A 17,380-nucleotide genomic window follows, 5' to 3' on the forward strand; every position below is an offset into this window, starting at 1 on the left:
ACGTCATTTCGCGTAGTAAGTGGCGTCCTGCCGGTCGAGTGCGGTGCTGATCGGCTGGACGCGGAACAGGTTGGTGCAGTGGCGGATGCAGCGGCCGGGGAAGTTGGCCGATTCGAGGGAGACGGTGCCACCGAGGCCGGGGACGACGCGCACGAGCAGCAGCGGACCGGGGCGCCGCCGCCAGCGACCGAGCAGTCCAAGATTCCTGGATTGGTCCCGGGCCGTGGCCGCCTGGCGCGGTTCTGCTGAGGGAACTGGACGCGCCCTTCCAAACGAGTCCAGCAGCGGCAGGCAAGAGGCCGAGCGCGATGAGCAACGCTGGAGCGTGGGACATCCGCCCGGCCTCTACCGTTTGCGCGGCCCGTGGGTGCAACTCCCCACACCACCCCAGCAAGCATGCAGGCCCATAACCACATCGTCAGAGGCTTCTGTTTGGACCTCTAGTTTTGTGACGTGCGGGGCGGCCTACGACCCGTCCAGCACCGCACCCTTCAGCAGATACGCCCTGGCGTCGGAGCCGATCAGCTCCAGGAGCACCGACTCGCTGGGCTCGGCCACCTGGTCGGTCACCGTCGGCACGGTCACCTCGGCGCTCGTGGACCCGGCCGGGATGTCCAGCTCCAGCGACAGGTTCGCCTCGGACAGCGGGCGCTCCGGGGCGGCCTCCACACCGTTCCGCCGGAGCCACTGCGGGTCTACGTCCTTAGTGGACAGCTCAATGCCGTCGGTGACCGGATTCACCAGGATCGGCTGCTCCAGATCCACGCCGGCGGCCTTGGACAGGGTCAGCCGCCAGGTCAGCGACTGCCCCTCGGTCACCCGGTCAGCGACCGGCGTCACGGTGATCGTGGGCACGGGATCGTCGTTCTGCGTGGTGACACCGCCCCGGTGCGAGCCGACGACGGCGCCCTTGACCGCCTTCACGGCGATGTCGTGTCGCAGGTCGTGGGAGTAGAGCGTGTCGCCCTTCACCACGACCGGTACGTCGATGGCGTTGCTGCCGGGCCGTACGGTCACCAGCTTGTCCGTGCCCAGCCCGGTCGCCTGGTCGAGGGTGTACACGCGGACCTGGCCGACGCCGTGCCCGGAGATCTCGACCGGGATCCGGTAGGTGCGGGTGCCCGAGTCGCCCTCCTTGACGGTCGTGCGGCCGACGTCGACGCGTGGCAGCGTCGGGGCCTGCACTGCGGGGGTGCCGGGGGTCCAGCCCCAGGCGTCCATCAGCCAGGCCTTCCCGGACGGCGAACGCGGCGTCAGGTCAAGGGACTTGACGTGCCGTAGGTCGAGCCCGGCGCGCGCGGCGGCGGTCAGCGGGACGCGGGCCTCCTGTGCCCAGTACGAGGCGGTGTGGTCGCTGCCGGGCAGCCCCTCCACTCGCACCCGGCCCAGCGCGGCCCTGCGTCCGGAGGCGTCGGTGACGGCCAGGTCGAGTTGTGTGCCGCTTGTGTTCGGGGGCACGAAGACGCGCAGCGCCAGTTCCTTGGAACCGGCGAGGGAGAGCGGTGCGGCGGGCTGAACACGGGCCGCCGTACCCGGCGTGGACCAGTTCAGGGCGACCGCGCGGCGGCCGGCCTCCCGTCCGGTGTCCCACGCCGCGAAGTGCGGCGAGGCCCCGGGTGTCTCCTGGTCCAGGCAGGCAGTCCTGGGGGCGGGGTCGATGGCCGAGCACAGCTGGGCGCCGGTCACGGTCACTGGTCCGTCGGGCAGGAAGGCGCCGCTGCGGCGTGCGCCGACCGCGTGGGTCAGGACACGGGCGGGGTCGGCGGAGGGGGCCCGTTTGCCGGAACCGTCGAGCAGCGGACGCACCCGGTCGTCGCCGGCGACGAACAGCCGGGCCGCGGCGGCGATGTAGGTGGCGCCTGCCTTGTGCTGCTGGTCGGCGGTGAGCCGGGGCTTGGAGCCGACCGAGCACACCCGGTCCGGCTGCTCCTCATCGTCGCGGAAGTCGTCCAGTGAGGGGGCCTGGGACCGGCCCGGCGTCCACTCGGTGTTGAAGAAGTTGTGGTTCGCGCCGACCATGTAGACGGCGCTGTGCAGCGCGTTGCCCCGGCTGACGCCGCGTGTCCCGTCGACGTACACCTCGCCCTGGAGGTCGGACACGTCGCCGTCGCAGCCCGGGAGGATCGTCACGGACGGCACGTCGGCGACCGGATTCTGGCCGAAGATCGTCGGTCCGATGAGGACGATGCCGCGGATCTTCCAGCGCACCGGGCCCCGGTAGCCGTCCTGGGCGGCGGGTGCGGGGTAGAGGCTGTCCATCGCCGCGCGGTTGACGCCTTCGCCGCCGCGCGAGTGTCCGACCAGCAGGACCTGGGAGAGGTCCGCCTCCGGCGCGTTGCGTACGGCCGTCGGTGCGCCGGTCGGGCGGGAGGCCCAGTCGGCCCAGCGAGCGAGGTGCCGGCGTACCAGCGAGGAGCGGGCCTGCGCCCCGGCGTCCTCGGCCTGCTGGTCCTGGCCGTTGATGCCGTTCGCGGAGATCGACACCGTCACATAGCCCTGCGAGGCCAGCAGTTGCTGGTCCTGCAGATGGCCCTTGTGGCTGGGGACCGGCCGGGTGCCGGACGGGCACGGCCACACACCGTTCGTGTAGTCCTTGTCGCCGGGCTTGAAGCAGGTCGTGTGGCGGCCGTGCAGGAACAGCGCGAGCGGGCGTTTGCCGGTGGCCCGCTTCGGTGCCACCACGACGGCCCGCATCTCGATCGGGGCGGCGTATCCGGGCAGCTTCACCGGGTCGAGGGTGTACTCGCCGGTGATGGTGCGATACGCGCCCGGCCTGCCGGGGTCGACGGGGTTGGCCGGCAGGGCGGCGGGCGGCTGCGCGGCGTCATGCACACTGCCATCCCGGGCCGAGGAGTTGTCCGCAGCCGCGTCCAAGCGGCGTCCGGCGGCCAGCACCTGCAGGTCCTTCAGGGGCGCGTTGCCGACCTCGTCGAGAGCGAGCCGGAACGTGCGGCTGTCCTTCCCGGGCTGCGGAATGCCGACCAGGCGGTTCGCCGAGCGGAACTCCACGCGGGCGTCACCCATGGGGACAGGCGTGGGCGACCGCCACACCAGCTCCCGAGCGGCGCCCTCTCCGCTGATCCGCCAACCCGGCGGCAGCGGGCTGTCGGCAGACGTGGTCAACGGTGTTGTGTCGGACGGTTGTCGGGCTTGTGCCAGTCCCGGTGTTCCCGCCAGGGCCGCGAATGCGGCCACGGCGGTGACGCCTATGCGCCAGGCACGGATCAAGGGGCCACTTCCTCACCACTGTGAGCGCGGGAGCCCCCTTTCCTGTCAGGAACCCCTCGCGCCTCATGGGAGCCCCAGGGAGCCCTGCCGGTTGCCTGGGGCCCAGAAACGAAGCAGGGAAGACCGCAAAAATTCGGCCACCCATGTTCGGGTCCGCAACCGTCGGAAACTCTGCCAGCGGCGGACATTCCCTTCAGGAAGCCGCCAACCCCCCTCACCGCACGAGGAGTTGGGTCACGGAGGCACCCAACTCCTGGAGCGGTCTTGCATTCGCCCGCTGCCCTGCGGCGACGAGTCTTCGCCAGCACCCTGTCCGTGCTGGTGGACAACAGCCATGATTTTTTCCCTCGTTGTCCGCACGCCAGAGGACTAACCTCGCCGATGACCAGGGGGAAACGGGCCGAGCGCCCGCATCACGAGGACCGATATGCCATACCTGACTGCCCAGGCCCGGGGCGCTGCCGACCCCGGATGTGCAACAGCACACCGTGGGCGGCCGCGGACACCCGAGGGAGCCACCGCATCACCGGCGATCCTGACCGCCGGCACGTCACCCCGGACGGGAACCTCGAGGTCCCCGTCCAGCCGTTACAACACGGAGCCTGCCCCCTCATGCCCTTCAAAGAGACGGCCCCCACCGCTGGAGGCAGCATCGCGGCGGGCCGCTCCTGGCCGTGCTGCTGAACCGCCTGCTGGGCGGCCGGAACCTGACCGCCGATGACACCGCGTCGGCGATGGACCTGATAGCGGCCCCGACTCTCTGACCGCTGGCCCGGGACCGCCCCGGTTACCGACTCATCGAGGAGTTTCCCATCATGGCGAATCTGTCGCACAACCTCGTGCAGGCCGCCGCGCGCCACCCTCGGCGCCCTGCCCTCCGGATGGGTGAGCAAGTCTGGACGTACGCCGAGGTGGACGTCATGTCAGCGCGGGTGGCGGCGGGCCTGACCGCCGACGGACTATGGCCCGGCGACCGGGTGGGGCTGATGCTGCCCAACGGTCCCGCCTTCGTCGTCCTCTACTACGGAATCCTGCGGGCCGGGGGCACCGTCGTACCGATCAACCCTCTGTTCAAGGCTCGCGAGGTGGAGCACTACCTGTCCGACTCCGGCACCCGCCGCCTCTTCGCAGCGGAGCAGTCCATGAGGGAGGCGGAACCCGCGGCGCGCGCCACGGACACCCACCTCGCCCGCATCGACCCGTCCGACATCACTGCCGGAGCAGGGGCGCACGAACCGCTTGCCACGGTGGCCGACCGGGACGGTGAGGCGACGGCCGCCATCTTCTACACCTCGGGAACGACCGGCCACCCCAAGGGCGCCGAACTCACCCACCACAACCTCGCCCGCAATGCCGACGCGGTCACCCGCCTCTTTGAGCTCACCGAACAGGACGTGGTACTGGGCTGCCTGCCCCTCTTCCATATCTTCGGACAGGGCTGCGCGATGAACACCGCCCTCCAGCAGGGCGCCTGCCTGGTCCTCCTCCCACGCTTCGACCCCGCAGCAGTACTGCACGCCATCGAGCAGCACCGGGTAACTGTCTTCGAGGGGGTACCCACCATGTACGCCGCCCTGCTGCAACAGCAGAGCGATGCGGACACCTCGTCGCTGCGGCTGTGCGTCTCCGGCGGCGCTTCGCTGCCGGTCCCGGTGCTGCACGCCTTCGAGCAGCGGTTCGGCTGCGCAGTACTGGAGGGCTTCGGCATGTCGGAGTGCTCGCCGGTGGTTTCCTTCAACCACCTCCACCGACCGCGTAAGCCCGGTTCGGTGGGAACCCCCATCAAAGGGGTCGAGGTACGCGTCCTGGCGCCCGACGGCACCGAGGTGCAGGGCGGTGCGGTAGGCGAACTTGCCGTCCGCGGCCACAACGTGATGACGGGCTACTGGCAGCGGCCCGAGGCCACCGCGGAGGCCATTCCGGACGGCTGGCTTCGCACCGGTGACCTCGTCCGCCAGGACGAGGATGGTTATCTCTTCGTCGTCGACCGCAAGAAAGACATGATCATCCGTGGCGGATACAACATTTACCCGCGTGAGATCGAAGACGTGCTCTACGAGCACCCCGACATCCTGGAGGTAGCCGTCATCGGCATCCCTCACGACACGCTCGGCGAGGATGTGGCCGCCGCGATCGTGCTCCGGCCCGGTGTCGAGCAACGCCCCGACGAACTGCGCCAGTTCGTCAAGGACAGGGTGGCGCCGTACAAATACCCGCGCCAAATTGTCTTCCTGGACGGGCTACCGAAGGGGGGCAGCGGCAAGGTCCTCAAGCGGGAGATTGCCATCCCACGCTGACCGCGACGGCGTCACATGCCAGTATCACTTCGATACGGGCGGACCGCGTACTCGTCCCAGTTCACACGGGCCCTTGGGGCGCGGTGCTCTCTTCCACCAGGAGACCCAGCGCGATGGTTGCCCCTCGCACCGGGCGAGCACGTTCAGCGTCAGACGCCGCGCTTGACGCTGTGGTCAGGTCGCCAGCTCCGAAGTCACTTCGGGGTTCCGGCGATGGTGCGGCCGCATTGGGCGTACCAGTTCAGCGTGTCCTCGTGTGTGACAGCACCGGCCGAGGCCACCTCGGTCGGTGCTGTCCCCTGCAGGATGCGTTTGATCGGCACTTCCAGTTTCTTGCCGGTGAGGGTACGGGGGACGGCGGGGGCGGCGATGATGTCGTCGGGGACATGGCGGGGTGACAGTTCAGTGCGGATCGCGGTGACGATTCGGCCGCGCAGGGTGTCGTCCAGCTGGATGTTCTCGGCGAGGACGACGAACAGGGGCATCACGTAGCCGCCGTCGGGGAGTTCGGCACCGATGACGAGGCTGTCGGTGATCTCGGGGAAGCGGTCCACCACGGCATAGATGTCGGCGGAGCCCATCCGTACGCCCATGCGGTTGAGGGTGGAGTCGGACCGACCGGCCACGACGATGCTGAGGTCGTCGTGCACGGTCACCCAGTCGCCGTGCCGCCACACACCGGGAAATGTGTCGAAGTAACTGGCGTGATATCGCTGCCCGTCCGGATCCGCCACGAACCGCAGGGGCATCGAGGGCATGGGCTCGGTGACGACCAGTTCGCCTTGCTGCCCGGTCAGCGGATGCCCCTCCGGGTCCCAGGAGGCCAACGCGACGCCAAGCGCCGGCGCGGGGATGCGTCCGGTGCGAACCGGTAGGTCGGCGGCGGCGCCGGCCAGGGCGGAGCAGATGTCGGTGCCGCCGCACACCGACTGCAGCCACACGTCCGGGGACACGTGTGAGTAGACCCACCGCCACGCCGAAGGCGCAAGGGTGGAGCCCGTCTGTAGGATCGAGCGCAGCCGGCTCAGCCCAACTGCGGCTCGGGGCTGGGCGTTTGCCTGCTCGCCCGCCATCAGATAGCCGGCGCCCACCCCGAGCACAGTCACGCCGGTGCGTTCGGCGATGCGCCAGCCACCGTTGACGTCCGGGAACGTGGGGCTGCCGTCGTACAGCACGATGGTCGCGCCATGCAGGAGACCGCCGATGAGGTAGTTCCACACCATCCAGCTCGTCGAGGTGAGGAACAGGAACCGGTCGGACGCGCGCACGTCAGCACCGAGGCCGAGAGACTTCAGCAGCTCCATGACGATGCCGCCATGCCCGTGGACGATGCCCTTGGGCACCCCGGTCGTGCCGGAGGACCACAGCACCCACAGCGGGTGGTCGAACGGGACGTCGGCGAACTCGATCTCCGCGTCGTCCAGGGTGTCCGGCCAGTCGTGGACCGCCACGCCGGCACGCACGGGCCAGGAACCGGTGGTACGGCACCGGACGGTGACCAGGTGCCGCACCGTGGGCAGCCCGTCCAACAGCTCGGCAGCCTCAGTACGGCGATCGAACACCTTTCCGCCATAGGTGTAGCCGTCTGCGGCGATCAGGGCGACCGGGGCAACCTGGCGGAACCGGCCCAGCACACTCGGTATGCCGAAGTCCGGTGAGCATGCTGTCCATACTGCGCCGACGGCTGCGGTGGCCAGCAAGGCGACGACAGCCTCCCGGATGTTGGGCAGGTAGGCCGCGACGTGGTCGCCGGGCCCGACGCGCAGTACACGCAACCTGGTCGCGACGGCGGCGACCTCGTCCCGCAGCTCACGCCAGGAGGTCTCGACCGGCTCGCCGGTCTCGGTCACGCTCACCAGCGCCGGTCGGGTGTCGCTCGGTGCGGCCAGGCAGCGTTGCGCGAAGTTCAGCCGGGCACCGGGGAACCAGCGCGCGCCGGGCATGGTGCGCTCGGCCAGCACGGCGTCGTAGCTGTCGGCCTCATCCAGCCCGTAGTACTCCCAGACCGCTGCCCAGAACTCGGTGAGCTCGTCGGTGCTCCACCGCCACAGCTCGATGTAGTCGGCGAACGAGTGGCCCCGCGATGTCCGGAGCCATCGGAGGAAGTCGGCGAGGTTGGACTCTTCGACCTGGTGCGGGCTCGGCCGCCACAGTATGTTCGATACACCCATGATCCGTCCGGTTTCAGTAGGTGATGGGCGGTTTGACTCCATCACGCTTGCTGGTCATCGAATCGAGCGCGTCCTCGGCCTTGGCTATGCCGAACCGGTGCGTCGTCATCGGTGCCGGGTCGGCTGTCCCCGTGGCCAGCAATCGCATCAGGCGCGTCATCCGTGTGCCGAAGTTGCCGACCAGGCCCTCCACCCTGCCGAACCGTTCGGTGACGCCGACGACGCAGTGTCCGCGACCTGGTCCTGCCGGGTCACGTCACAGGCGCCGCCAACGTGGCCTGTGCCCCGGATTTCGTCAGGGCGTCGGCGGGCTCCTAGCCGACGTCCTCGTCGAGGTCGACGATGGCGAGCGCGGCGCCTTCTTCGGCCATCCGGGGCGAGAGGGCGCGGCCGAGCCCGTTGCCGCCCCCGTGACTATCGCGGCTTTTCCGGCGAGGCGTCTCCTACCATTTTCCCCCTTCATTGAACATGGATCTGCGAGATTGCCGTTGAATCTGCGAGCAGACGCCGGGACCGGCGGGTTTCAGAGGGTGACCGGCAGGTCGCGGCCGAGCCACTCGGTGTAGAACGTCGCCAGGTCGGGTGTGAAGTCGACCTCCACCGGAAAGGTCGGCGGGACGCAGTCGACGTCAAGGAGTGTGCCGCTGACCGGGCAGAGGAACTCGCGGATCTCGACGAGGTCGGGGTCGATGGTGAGGTGTTCCTCCGGGTAGATTCTGAGGAAGTCCTCGCGGGTGCGCCGGACGATCACCCGGCACAGCATCTTCCAGTTTCCGTTCCAGGGGCCGAGTTCGGCGCCTGCCTTCGTCTTGACGATGGCCTTGCCGTCCTTGGCGACGATGAACAGGTTCTCCCCGAGGGGGAGCAGGATCTGCTCGTCCCAGTCGACGAGTTGCTGCTGTGCGACAAGGGTTTCGGCGAAGCGGGACTCGTCCTTCGGGGCCCGCATGAGGCCGAGCAGTTCCTCCCAGGACAGCTTGCGCTGCACCAGGGCGTTCGTGGTCTCCTGGCTGGAGACCGGAGAGCGGTCGTCGTCGGTCATGGTGGTGTCCTCTTTCAGGGAGCCGCGTCCGGTCAGGAAGCCGCGTCCGGCCGCGGGCGGCTGGACGAGGTCGGGTAGTAGAAGCCGACGGGTGCGGGAGCGGAGAAGTTCGGCTCGCCGGTCTCGGTGTAGGGGAACTCGTCGAGCTGCCAGAACGCCTTGTACTGGGTGACGAGGACGTCGGACAGCTTGGCCGAGCGGGCGAAGGTGTGGTGCACCATGTCGGAGACCTCACCCGCGGCGGCGCGGACGCGTTCCGCCTCCCACCACTCGGCCGCGGGCACCGACTCGGCCAGCCGGGCCTGCCGCCGCCGGTCGCGTTCCGCGTCGGTGTCGGTGCCCGCGAAGGCATACGCGGTGCGGGCACCCTCAGTGGTCATGAGTCCGTTGGCGAGGTCCTTCTCGATGGCGGAGGTCTCGCGATCCAGCGGATCCCCGTACCCCGCGCCGCCGTAGTACAGCACGCCGAACAGGTCGCCTTCCCGCAGGTTCGGTGACCACTGGTTGTCCGGACCGCAGTACCAGTCCTCGGCGGTGATCGTGCCGTCCAGCAGCATGCGTTCGGCCTCCTCGATGCTCGACGGCAGCTTCTCTCCCCGGGCGATGAGGTCGGCGACGTTGGTCCCGGTGGCCCACAGGCACTTCCACCCCGCCGGCGGGTAGCCGCCGAACAGTCCCTTGTGGAACACGCCGCCATTCATGCACCCGGATCCGGACAGGGTCACGTTGACCACGTCGGAGTTGCGGACCATCCACAGCGACTGCCAGCCGGACCCCCCGCGGAACCGGCCGTAGCCCTGGTGGTCAGGGACGAAGCTACGGCCGAGGTAGACGTTGGGGCCGGTCAGCTCCCAGACCTCGGCGTCGCCCTGGATGCCTTCGGAGTTCCAGATCGGGCTGCCGCAGTCCATGCCGTCGGCCACACCGCGGGCGCCGAAACTCTCGCCCGCCATCTCGAAGTTGTTGTAGCCGGTCGGTCCGCCGAACTGGTCGAAACCGGTGACCCCCACCATGCAGGTCGGGGTCGACATCAGGATCTCCTCGGTGAATCCCCTGGCGTACATGCTGATGCCCATCAGCCGCCAGACATTGGCGAAGATCGGGATGAGGGTCCACCAGGCCAACGAGGTCGCGACGCCCTGGTAGTTGGCGTTGACGATCGATCCCTCGGGCAGGTACTGCTTGACCGCCAGATACGCGCCGTCGTTGACCCGGCCGTCGTAGTTGAGCAGTTGGGTCAGGGTGATCCAGAAGCCGCCGTTCATCGGCCCCGGGGCGCAGTTGAACGGGTGGAAGCTCCAGCCCGTCGAACCCTCGTAGTCGAGTTCTATGCGGCCTTCACCTGTGACCGTCATCTCCTGGCGCACCAGATCGATGAAGTCGTTCTTGGCCAGCGGGTGTACGAAGGGCACATGGCTACGCTTGTGCACCGGCATGGTCAGCCCGCGGTAGGTGCCCGGCACCATGGTCGTACGAACCCGCTTGAGGAATTCCCGGCGGCCTTCCTCGATCAGTTCCTTCGTGGACTGCTTGTAGTAGTCCAGGCCGAACTGTTCGACGATCTCGGTGAGCGCCTCGCGGACCATCAGGCAGCCCGACAGCTTGGCCTTGTCGTCGAGGATCCACCAGTTGGCGTTCCTGAGGCCCATGCGCAGCCGCAGCATGTAGTCGTGGCGGAAGTGGTCGTCCTCGCCGACCTTCTCCGCGCTGATGTGCAGTCCCTCGCCGTACCGGTCCGGGGTGAGCACCGACATGCCCGGCCCCTCGTAGGTGCCCGCCTCCAGTTCGTGGGTGACCGCGCCGACCCAGGCGATGAGCTCGTCGCCGTGGAAGACCGGGATGACCGTCATGACGTCCGGCGTGTGCACACCGCCGGCCCACACCTCGTTGTTCTCGAAAATGTCCCCGGGCCTGATCCTCGGGTTGTCCTCGTAACCGTTCTTGATCATGAACTTGATGAACTCGGACAAGGTGTGGACGTGCACCATGATCCCGCTGGACAGGGCGATGGCGTCGCCTTCCGGGGTGTAGAGCCCGATCACGAACTCCTCGAAGTCCCGGACCGCGGGTGAGGAGGCGATGTACTTCATCGTCTCGCGCGTCGAGATGATGGTCGACAGCAGCCGGGAGTGGAACGACTCGAACTGGAGCGGGTCGGCTTCGAGGTTGGGCAGCTCGGTCAAGCCCTGGTAGTGACCGGTCTCTTCGAACAGCTCCTCGCAGCAGTTCAATTGCTCGAGCAGAGTCGGCTTCTCGCTGGTCATGTGGGGTCCTGCCTTTCAAGTCACCTTGGGACGAACGGGGTCAGGCCTGACCGGCGCGGTAGTGGATGAGGCGGCGGCTGTCGAACTCGACGTGATGGGTGGGCGGGATGAGCAGTGTGGTCGCCGGGTGCTCGATCACCGCCGGGCCGCCCACGACGTTGCCGGCCTGTAGCTCGTCCATCTCGTAGATTCGGAAGGTGATGGCCTGGCCCTTCCAGTGCCCAGGCCGGGTTCCCTTGAGCGCCGACGAGGGCGGGGTCCTGCCGTGCAGATCAAGCACCGGGATGGCCGGCTTGGGGGTCTCCAGATCGGCGGAGAGCGCGAGCTCCAGGATCTGGTAACCGACTTCGGAGTAGAGGGCCTGCTTCGGATAGATGCTGGTGTAGACGCGCTCGTAGCCGCGCATCAGCTCATGGAGGTCGTCGATCGACTTGAGCCGCTCACCGTCCCAGGGGACCTCGAAGTCCGAGAGCTGGTTGGTGAAGCGCACATAGGCCGAGCGGTTCAGCTTGGCCGCGCCGAAATCCCAGCCGTGGATGGCGAAGTCCTGACGCGCGCGCTCCTCCAGCGATGCCCAGGCCGCGTTGATCGCCTCGATCGCCGCGCTCTTGAGCGCGCGGGCCGGACCGTCGTCCCCTGCTGGACACGCCGCGATGGTCGCCTGGTGGTAGCGGTAGCGCCGCGGCGCGCAGAGCACGCCGAATGCCGAGAAGACGGCGGCGAACGGGAAAGTGATGACCTCCTTGAAATTCAGCCCGTCGAGCACCCCGGACAGGCCCAGCGGCCCGCCACCGCCGTACATCAGCATCGAGTACTCCTCGGTGGTGTACCCACGGCCACGGAGCATGTTCGACAGGAACTCCCGCATCGACTCGGTGACCAGCTGATGTGCCCGCTCGCAGAACTCCATGACGCCGACCTTGAAATGCTTGGCCATCGGCTCCAGCGCCGCCTGCGCCGCGTCCTTGTCCAGCGGCACATCACCGCCGAGGAAGTTGTTCGGATCCAGATAGCCCAGCAGTAGATGGCAGTCGGTGATCGTCGGGTTGGGCCAGTTCAGACAGACACCGACATCCGACCCCGCGCTCCGCGGCCCGATGGTGAGCTTCCCGGTCAACGGGTGTATCCCCAGTTCCGACCCCATCCCGGCACCGATCGACTCGGTGTGGATCATCGGGATGTTGGTGCGGAAGCTCAGCAGGGTGGGCTCCCGGGTGATCGGGATGGTGCCGTCGCGGACGATGCCGACATCGAAGCTGGTTCCCCCGATGTCGCAGCAGACCACATTGTCCGAACCGAGGATCTCCCCGACGAAGTGTCCGCCCAGCACCCCACCGACGGGACCGGACACATAGGACTCGTACAGCCGGGGGGTGTCCACCGGCACGGTGCCTCCGTGCGCCAGCAGCGTGGAGACCTCCCGCCGGAAACCGTCCGAACGCGCCTTCTCCTCCACGGCCTTGAAGTGTTTGCGGGCCCGCTCCCCCGCATAGGACTGCGCGACGACACTGGCCAGCCGGGTGTACTCCTTGTGCGTCGGCGCGATCGCCGAGGACAGCACGACCGAGACGCCGGGTGCCTCCTCGGCGATGATCTGTGCCGCACGCTGCTCGTGTGCGGGGTTCATGTGCGAGAACAGGAACATCACACCGATCGACTCGACCCCGGCTGCCAGCAGCTCGCGCGCGGCGACCCGTACGTCCTCCTCCCGCAGCGGGACGGTGACCTGACCGAACAGGTCGATGCGTTCCTGGGCGCCATGCACCCGGTCCCGCGGGATCACCGGATCGTCGTGGTGATGGGTCACGGTGTGCAGCCGGTCGGCGTAGGGATAGCCCAGCCAGCCACCCTCGGCCTTCTCCATCAGCAGGTAGTCCTCGAAGCCCTGGGTCAGCAGCAGCCCCACCGTCGAACCGGTCTTGCTGAGCAGCGTGTTCAGCATGATCGTGCCCGCGTAGACGATGACTTCACTGTGCGGCATCACCTCGGACAACTGCTTGCCGTCTGTCTTCGCGGCATCGGCGATCGACCCGATGAAGCTGACCGATTCGTCCTGCTTGTTCGTCAGATACTTGCCGACAAGGAACCGGCCGTCATCGCTGACGATGACCGCGTCGGTCATCGTGCCGCCCGCGTCCAGGGCAACCCAGTTGCTCTCGCCCGCGCCGAGTGATTGATCTTGAGCCGTCACGGTGCATCTCCGATCACACAGAAGCCGCGGCGCCGTAACGAGCTACGGGCGCCCACCTGATGGCCCAGGACCCTGCACCGAAACGCACCGAGAAGGCTTGAACGGATACGCCGAGCCGTTGAACGATCTCGCACGCTTCGCCAAGGCACAGGCAACGGCGCAGGTCACTGCGGTTTGGGCATGTCGAATGCGTTGAACAATCCGCTGTGCGGCTTGAACATACGGGCGCGACAATCGCTGTGACCTGTCGCATACCGCCCGCAGGCGTTAGCGTCGAAACGCAGCAGGCGGCCGCGCACTCGCCGAACAGCCCGTTGCCGAGCGTCAATGTCGACGTGGAGGACAGGCCGATGGCGCAACACTTGATCGGGCCGGACGAGCTTCCGGTCTGGGTGCCCGGACGTCTTACAGTGCACAGTCCCGAGCAGGGCTGGGACGGCATGTCGGTACGCGGATACCGCTATGCCGGCTCCGATGTCGAAGTCCCGCCCATGCGGGATTACATGATCGTCGCCTACCGCCGCGGAACCACGGCCATGCGGCGTCGCTTCGACGGCCGCTGGTCGACCGAACACCTCTGCCCCGGCGATGTCTCACTGCTCACCCGCGCCGCCGAATCCCACTGGGTCTGGCCCGAGGGAATCGAGGTCGTGCACGTCTACCTCACCCAGGACGAACTCGCCGCGACCTGCCGCCAGATGTATGAACGCGACATCGCCGACATAGAACTCAACGACGTCCTCAAAGCCAACGACCCGGCGATCCACCGCACCGCCATGCACATCGCAGCCGAAGCCGCACACAGCGACGTGGGCAGTCCACTGCTGATCGAGTCACTGTCCTGCCAACTGTCCGTGCACATTCTGCGACGTCACGCCCAGGTGCAGTTCCGGGAGCACACCCCCAACGACACCCTCACCACACGGCAGATCGGCACCATCCAGGAGTTCATCCGATCACACATGCGCGAGAACATCTCCCTCGACGACCTCGCCGACTGTGTCGGCCTGAGCCGCTACCACTTCGCCAGGCGATTCCGGCAGACCATGGGGACCACGCCACACGAATTCGTCACCAATCAGCGTGTCTCCCGGGCCCAACTCATGCTCCAGCGGACAAGCAACCCGCTGCGGGAAATCGCCGCTCTGTGCGGGTTCTCTGACCAGAGCCACATGACACGCGTCTTCCAGCAAAGACTGGGGACGACACCGGGCAAGTTCAGGTCCGAAAGCTGATCGCCCCGGATCCGGCATACTGCCCACCCGCAGCCCAAATGCAACTCTGTGGGCAGGTCCTGAAACATGCGACGACGGCCGCAGAGGCTCCGCCCAAGCGATCGTGCTCCGGCCCGACGCGGAGCAGCGCCCCGACGAACTGTGCCAGTTCGTCAAAGACAGAGCGGCACCGTACAAATACCCGCGCGAGATTGTCTTCCTGGACGGGCTACTGAAAGGGGCAGCGGCAAGAATCCTCAAACGGGAGATCAACATCCCACGCTGACCGCACCGGCGTCGCATGCCGGTATCGCCTGGATTCGTGCGAGCCGCCTATGTACAACCACCTCATACATGATCACCTTGCTGGGGGCGCGCTCTCCAGCAGTCACAAGTCACTCAGAGACGCCTCTGGTGTCTGCCGAAGTCTCAAGAGGGGCGAGCGACGATGCCCGAGCTGAGGTGGCAGGCGAAGTCGTCGCGTCGGGGATCGCTCCGGTCTGTCGGCCAGCAGTCGCCCCGGCCGCCCAGTCACGGATAAGCCGGGTCGTGCGCTCGACCCGCTCCTCGTGCAGATAGTGGCCGGTGTGGGGCCAGTACTCGACGCGTGAGCCTGGCACTTGCGGCGTGCCGCGCTCCCACTCAGCGGCCTTCGTAAACGTCCACACCGTCAGTGAGGGCTGCCGGCGGAGGCGCAGGTATGTCTCACTGTGCGGGCGAGCGCCCACGGCGCCGGGGTCGGTGTACATACCCGCGTAGGCCTGAGCGACGACGTGGTCGGGTGTGCCGAGCATGGTGCGGATGTGCGCGGCACGCAGGCCGGTCGGGGCCTGCTCCGAGAAGGCGCTGGCCACGAAGGAAGCGGCGGCTCCGGCGCCATGCTTGCGGTACTCGGCGAGGCGGGCGGGGATCTCCGCGACCTCGGCATCGTGCGCGCCGTGGGCGGGATCGAGGGCGATGACCGACCGTACGGTGCTCGGGTGGCGGATGGCGAGCAGATTGACGACCTGGACGCCCATGGAGTGACCGACGGCGACGACCTGCCCGACGCCCAGAGAGGCGATGAGCGCGGCCAGGTCGTCCGCCATCTCCGTCGGTGTGTTGCCCTCGTCCGGCACCTCGGAGCGGCCGTGACCGCGCAGGTCGGGGACGAGTACGTGGAACCGGTCTGCCAGCGCCTCGGCATGCGGCGACCACTCCCGTCCGTCACCGCCCCAGCCATGTACCAGCAGCAGCGCGGGGGCATCGTCCGGGCCGAGACTTGTGCAGAAGAGGCGGATGCGTCCGAGGTCGAGGAGTGTCATGCGTGGCCATCCGGGGTCGTGCGGTACGTGACGTGCGTGAAGTCCGCGTGTATGCCCGCGCCGTCGAGATCCTGGACCCACAGCCCCAGCATCGCCCCGGTGAAGCCGAGGACCCGCAGCTGCCCGTCGTGGAACTCGTCAGCGTGCTCGTCCGACAGGACGGTGGCGTCGAGGTCGAGCCGCAGGGGCCTGGGGCCGCGCGAACCGATACCGCCGGTGTCGTACGCGAAGCGCAGGCGGGGTCCGTCGAGTTCGGCGCGCAGCACGACGGGGCGCCCGGGTTCGAGGGGGATCCTGGGCGGGTGGGCGGTGAGCCGTCCGGCCTCGCAGCTCTGTGCCCGCAGCACTGGGGAACCGTCGTCCTCGGCCGTGACGTACAGGTAGTGCCAGTTGCGGGTGTTGTAGTAGGCAGTGAGCCCTGCCATGTGGTCGGGGGTGCGGGGCGCGTAGACCAGTTCGGTCTCGAAGGAGCAGCGCTTTGCCGTCACCCGCCGGGCGACCAGGCTGGGCGTACGGCGGCCCACGGGCGACTGACCGCCTAGGATGCGGAGCCGCCCCGGCCTCGGCTCCACCCACTCCGGGTCAGCCGGACGGCGCAGGGTGGACCAGTCGGGGCCGAGCACCGGGCCGTCGAAACGGTCCGTGGCAGGCGGCTCGGGCACGGGGGCGGGCGGGAGGTCCGGCGCCGCGACAGTGACGGCGGGGACTCTGCCCGCGATACGCGGCCAGCCGTCTTCACTCCAGTCCACGGGCTGCAGGGCGGTTTCCCGGCCCAGCACACAGCGGCCGCGCTCGGTGTACGGGCGGGCGGTGAGGTGAGCCGCGTACCACTGGCCTGTCACCGTCTCGACGAGCGAGCAGTGACCGGCCTTCTGGAGCTCCAGGGCCGGGTCGTGCCGGGAGGTGAGCAACGGTCCGGCCGGGTCGGGCTCGTACGGGCCGAGCAGTTCGCGGGAACGGGCGACAGCCGCCCCGTGCTCGTAGCCGGTACCGCCCTCGGCGTGCACCAGGTAGTACCAACCGTTCCTGCGGTAGAGGTGCGGCCCCTCGGCGACACCGGCCGCGGTGCCCACGGTGATCGTCCGGGGCTCGCCGAGCAGCACGCGGGTCCTGCGGTCGTACTCCTGGATCTCTATCCCGGCGAACCCCTCCCGCTCCGGCCGCCAGTCGAAGCGCATGTTGACCAGCCAGCTGCGCCCGTCGCCCTTGTGGTCGTGGAACAGTGACACGTCGAACCCCCGGCCGTGCAGCGGCACCGGGTCCGACCACGGGCCCTCGACCGACGGCGCCGTGGTCACGTAGTTCGGGAGGTCCTTCCAGCCCTCGGCGTACGTGTCCACCACGGTGAAGACGAGGTGGAACAATCCGTCCGTGTGCGACAGACCGGGCGCCCAGATCCCGCCGGAGTCGGGAACACCGGTCAGGTCGAGCAGCCGCCTGCCGTCCAGGATCCCTCCCAGCGACCGCCAGTGCACCAGGTCCCGCGAGTGGTGGATCCGGACTCCCGGATACCACTCGAATGTGGACGTGGCGATGTAGAAGTCGTCGCCGACCCGAAGGATCGCCGGGTCGGGTTCGAACCCGCGAAGGACGGGGTTGTGGATCACTGAAGCTCCGCTGGCTGAGGGATCAGAGAGTGAACAGCAGGGTGCCGGAGCCCTGGAGCCGG

At 68.2% G+C, this 17,380-nt stretch carries 11 protein-coding genes; 2 read left to right on the plus strand and 9 right to left on the minus strand.

Translation table 11 applies throughout. The features are described 5' to 3' along the window. Positions 1-3: 3 nt before the first annotated feature. Together OG718_RS00915 and OG718_RS00920 are read right to left on the minus strand one after the other, a co-directional pair. Complete coding sequence (locus OG718_RS00915; protein ID WP_328842777.1) at positions 4-153, minus strand: AbfB domain-containing protein; 150 nt, start codon at positions 151-153, stop codon at positions 4-6. 312 nt (positions 154-465) lie between these two features. Further along, positions 466-3,228, minus strand: coding sequence for a hypothetical protein (locus OG718_RS00920; protein ID WP_328842778.1), 2,763 nt, complete (start codon positions 3,226-3,228; stop codon positions 466-468). An 815-nt stretch (positions 3,229-4,043) separates the two neighbouring features. Here OG718_RS00920 and OG718_RS00925 point away from each other — a divergent pair. Beyond that, on the plus strand, positions 4,044-5,525 hold the full coding sequence (locus OG718_RS00925) for a long-chain-fatty-acid--CoA ligase (protein ID WP_328842779.1): 1,482 nt from the start codon (positions 4,044-4,046) through the stop codon (positions 5,523-5,525). Between the two features lie 194 nt (positions 5,526-5,719). Here the strand turns inward: OG718_RS00925 and OG718_RS00930 are convergent, their stop codons facing one another. The 5 genes from OG718_RS00930 to OG718_RS00950 all read right to left on the minus strand — a co-directional run bounded on the left by OG718_RS00930 (position 5,720) and on the right by OG718_RS00950 (position 13,193). Beyond that, positions 5,720-7,696 carry an acetoacetate--CoA ligase gene (locus OG718_RS00930; RefSeq protein WP_328842780.1) on the minus strand — a complete coding sequence of 659 codons (1,977 nt, stop codon included), beginning with the start codon at positions 7,694-7,696 and terminating at the stop codon, positions 5,720-5,722. A 13-nt stretch (positions 7,697-7,709) separates the two neighbouring features. Next, complete coding sequence (locus OG718_RS00935; RefSeq protein ID WP_328842781.1) at positions 7,710-7,889, minus strand: hypothetical protein; 180 nt, start codon at positions 7,887-7,889, stop codon at positions 7,710-7,712. A 330-nt stretch (positions 7,890-8,219) separates the two neighbouring features. Further along, on the minus strand, positions 8,220-8,738 hold the full coding sequence (locus OG718_RS00940; protein WP_328842782.1) for an acetone carboxylase subunit gamma: 519 nt from the start codon (positions 8,736-8,738) through the stop codon (positions 8,220-8,222). Positions 8,739-8,770: 32 nt separating this feature from the next. Continuing rightward, the gene (locus tag OG718_RS00945) at positions 8,771-11,002 is read right to left on the minus strand and encodes a hydantoinase B/oxoprolinase family protein (RefSeq protein WP_328842783.1); all 2,232 of its coding nucleotides are present in this window, start codon (positions 11,000-11,002) and stop codon (positions 8,771-8,773) included. A gap of 40 nt (positions 11,003-11,042) precedes the next feature. Continuing rightward, positions 11,043-13,193: a hydantoinase/oxoprolinase family protein gene (locus tag OG718_RS00950; RefSeq protein ID WP_328842784.1), complete on the minus strand. Its 2,151-nt coding sequence runs from the start codon at positions 13,191-13,193 to the stop codon at positions 11,043-11,045. Between the two features lie 350 nt (positions 13,194-13,543). Here OG718_RS00950 and OG718_RS00955 point away from each other — a divergent pair, with 350 nt between their 5' ends. After that, the gene (locus OG718_RS00955; RefSeq protein WP_328842785.1) at positions 13,544-14,428 is read left to right on the plus strand and encodes an AraC family transcriptional regulator; all 885 of its coding nucleotides are present in this window, start codon (positions 13,544-13,546) and stop codon (positions 14,426-14,428) included. Positions 14,429-14,802: 374 nt separating this feature from the next. On the opposite strand, the gene OG718_RS00960 is transcribed toward OG718_RS00955, so the two are convergent. Further along, positions 14,803-15,711 (minus strand): alpha/beta fold hydrolase, encoded by a 909-nt coding sequence (locus OG718_RS00960; RefSeq protein WP_328842786.1) that lies wholly within the window; start codon positions 15,709-15,711, stop codon positions 14,803-14,805. Continuing rightward, positions 15,708-17,318 carry a glycoside hydrolase family 43 protein gene (locus OG718_RS00965; protein ID WP_328842787.1) on the minus strand — a complete coding sequence of 537 codons (1,611 nt, stop codon included), beginning with the start codon at positions 17,316-17,318 and terminating at the stop codon, positions 15,708-15,710. The genes OG718_RS00960 and OG718_RS00965 overlap by 4 nt, the downstream gene beginning before the upstream one ends. Positions 17,319-17,380: the final 62 nt, after the last annotated feature.

The organism is Streptomyces sp. NBC_00258, from assembly GCF_036182465.1.
Classification (GTDB): Bacteria; Actinomycetota; Actinomycetes; order Streptomycetales; family Streptomycetaceae; genus Streptomyces.

Excerpts from the sequence above, each read along its gene's own strand:
- OG718_RS00955 (WP_328842785.1), top strand. The coding sequence starts at position 13,544 with ATGGCGCAACACTTGATCGGGCCGGACGAGCTTCCGGTCTGGGTGCCC.
- OG718_RS00925 (WP_328842779.1), top strand. The coding sequence starts at position 4,044 with ATGGCGAATCTGTCGCACAACCTCGTGCAGGCCGCCGCGCGCCACCCT.
- OG718_RS00960 (WP_328842786.1), bottom strand. The coding sequence starts at position 15,711 with ATGACACTCCTCGACCTCGGACGCATCCGCCTCTTCTGCACAAGTCTC.
- OG718_RS00945 (WP_328842783.1), bottom strand. The coding sequence starts at position 11,002 with ATGACCAGCGAGAAGCCGACTCTGCTCGAGCAATTGAACTGCTGCGAG.
- OG718_RS00940 (WP_328842782.1), bottom strand. The coding sequence starts at position 8,738 with ATGACCGACGACGACCGCTCTCCGGTCTCCAGCCAGGAGACCACGAAC.
- OG718_RS00930 (WP_328842780.1), bottom strand. The coding sequence starts at position 7,696 with ATGGGTGTATCGAACATACTGTGGCGGCCGAGCCCGCACCAGGTCGAA.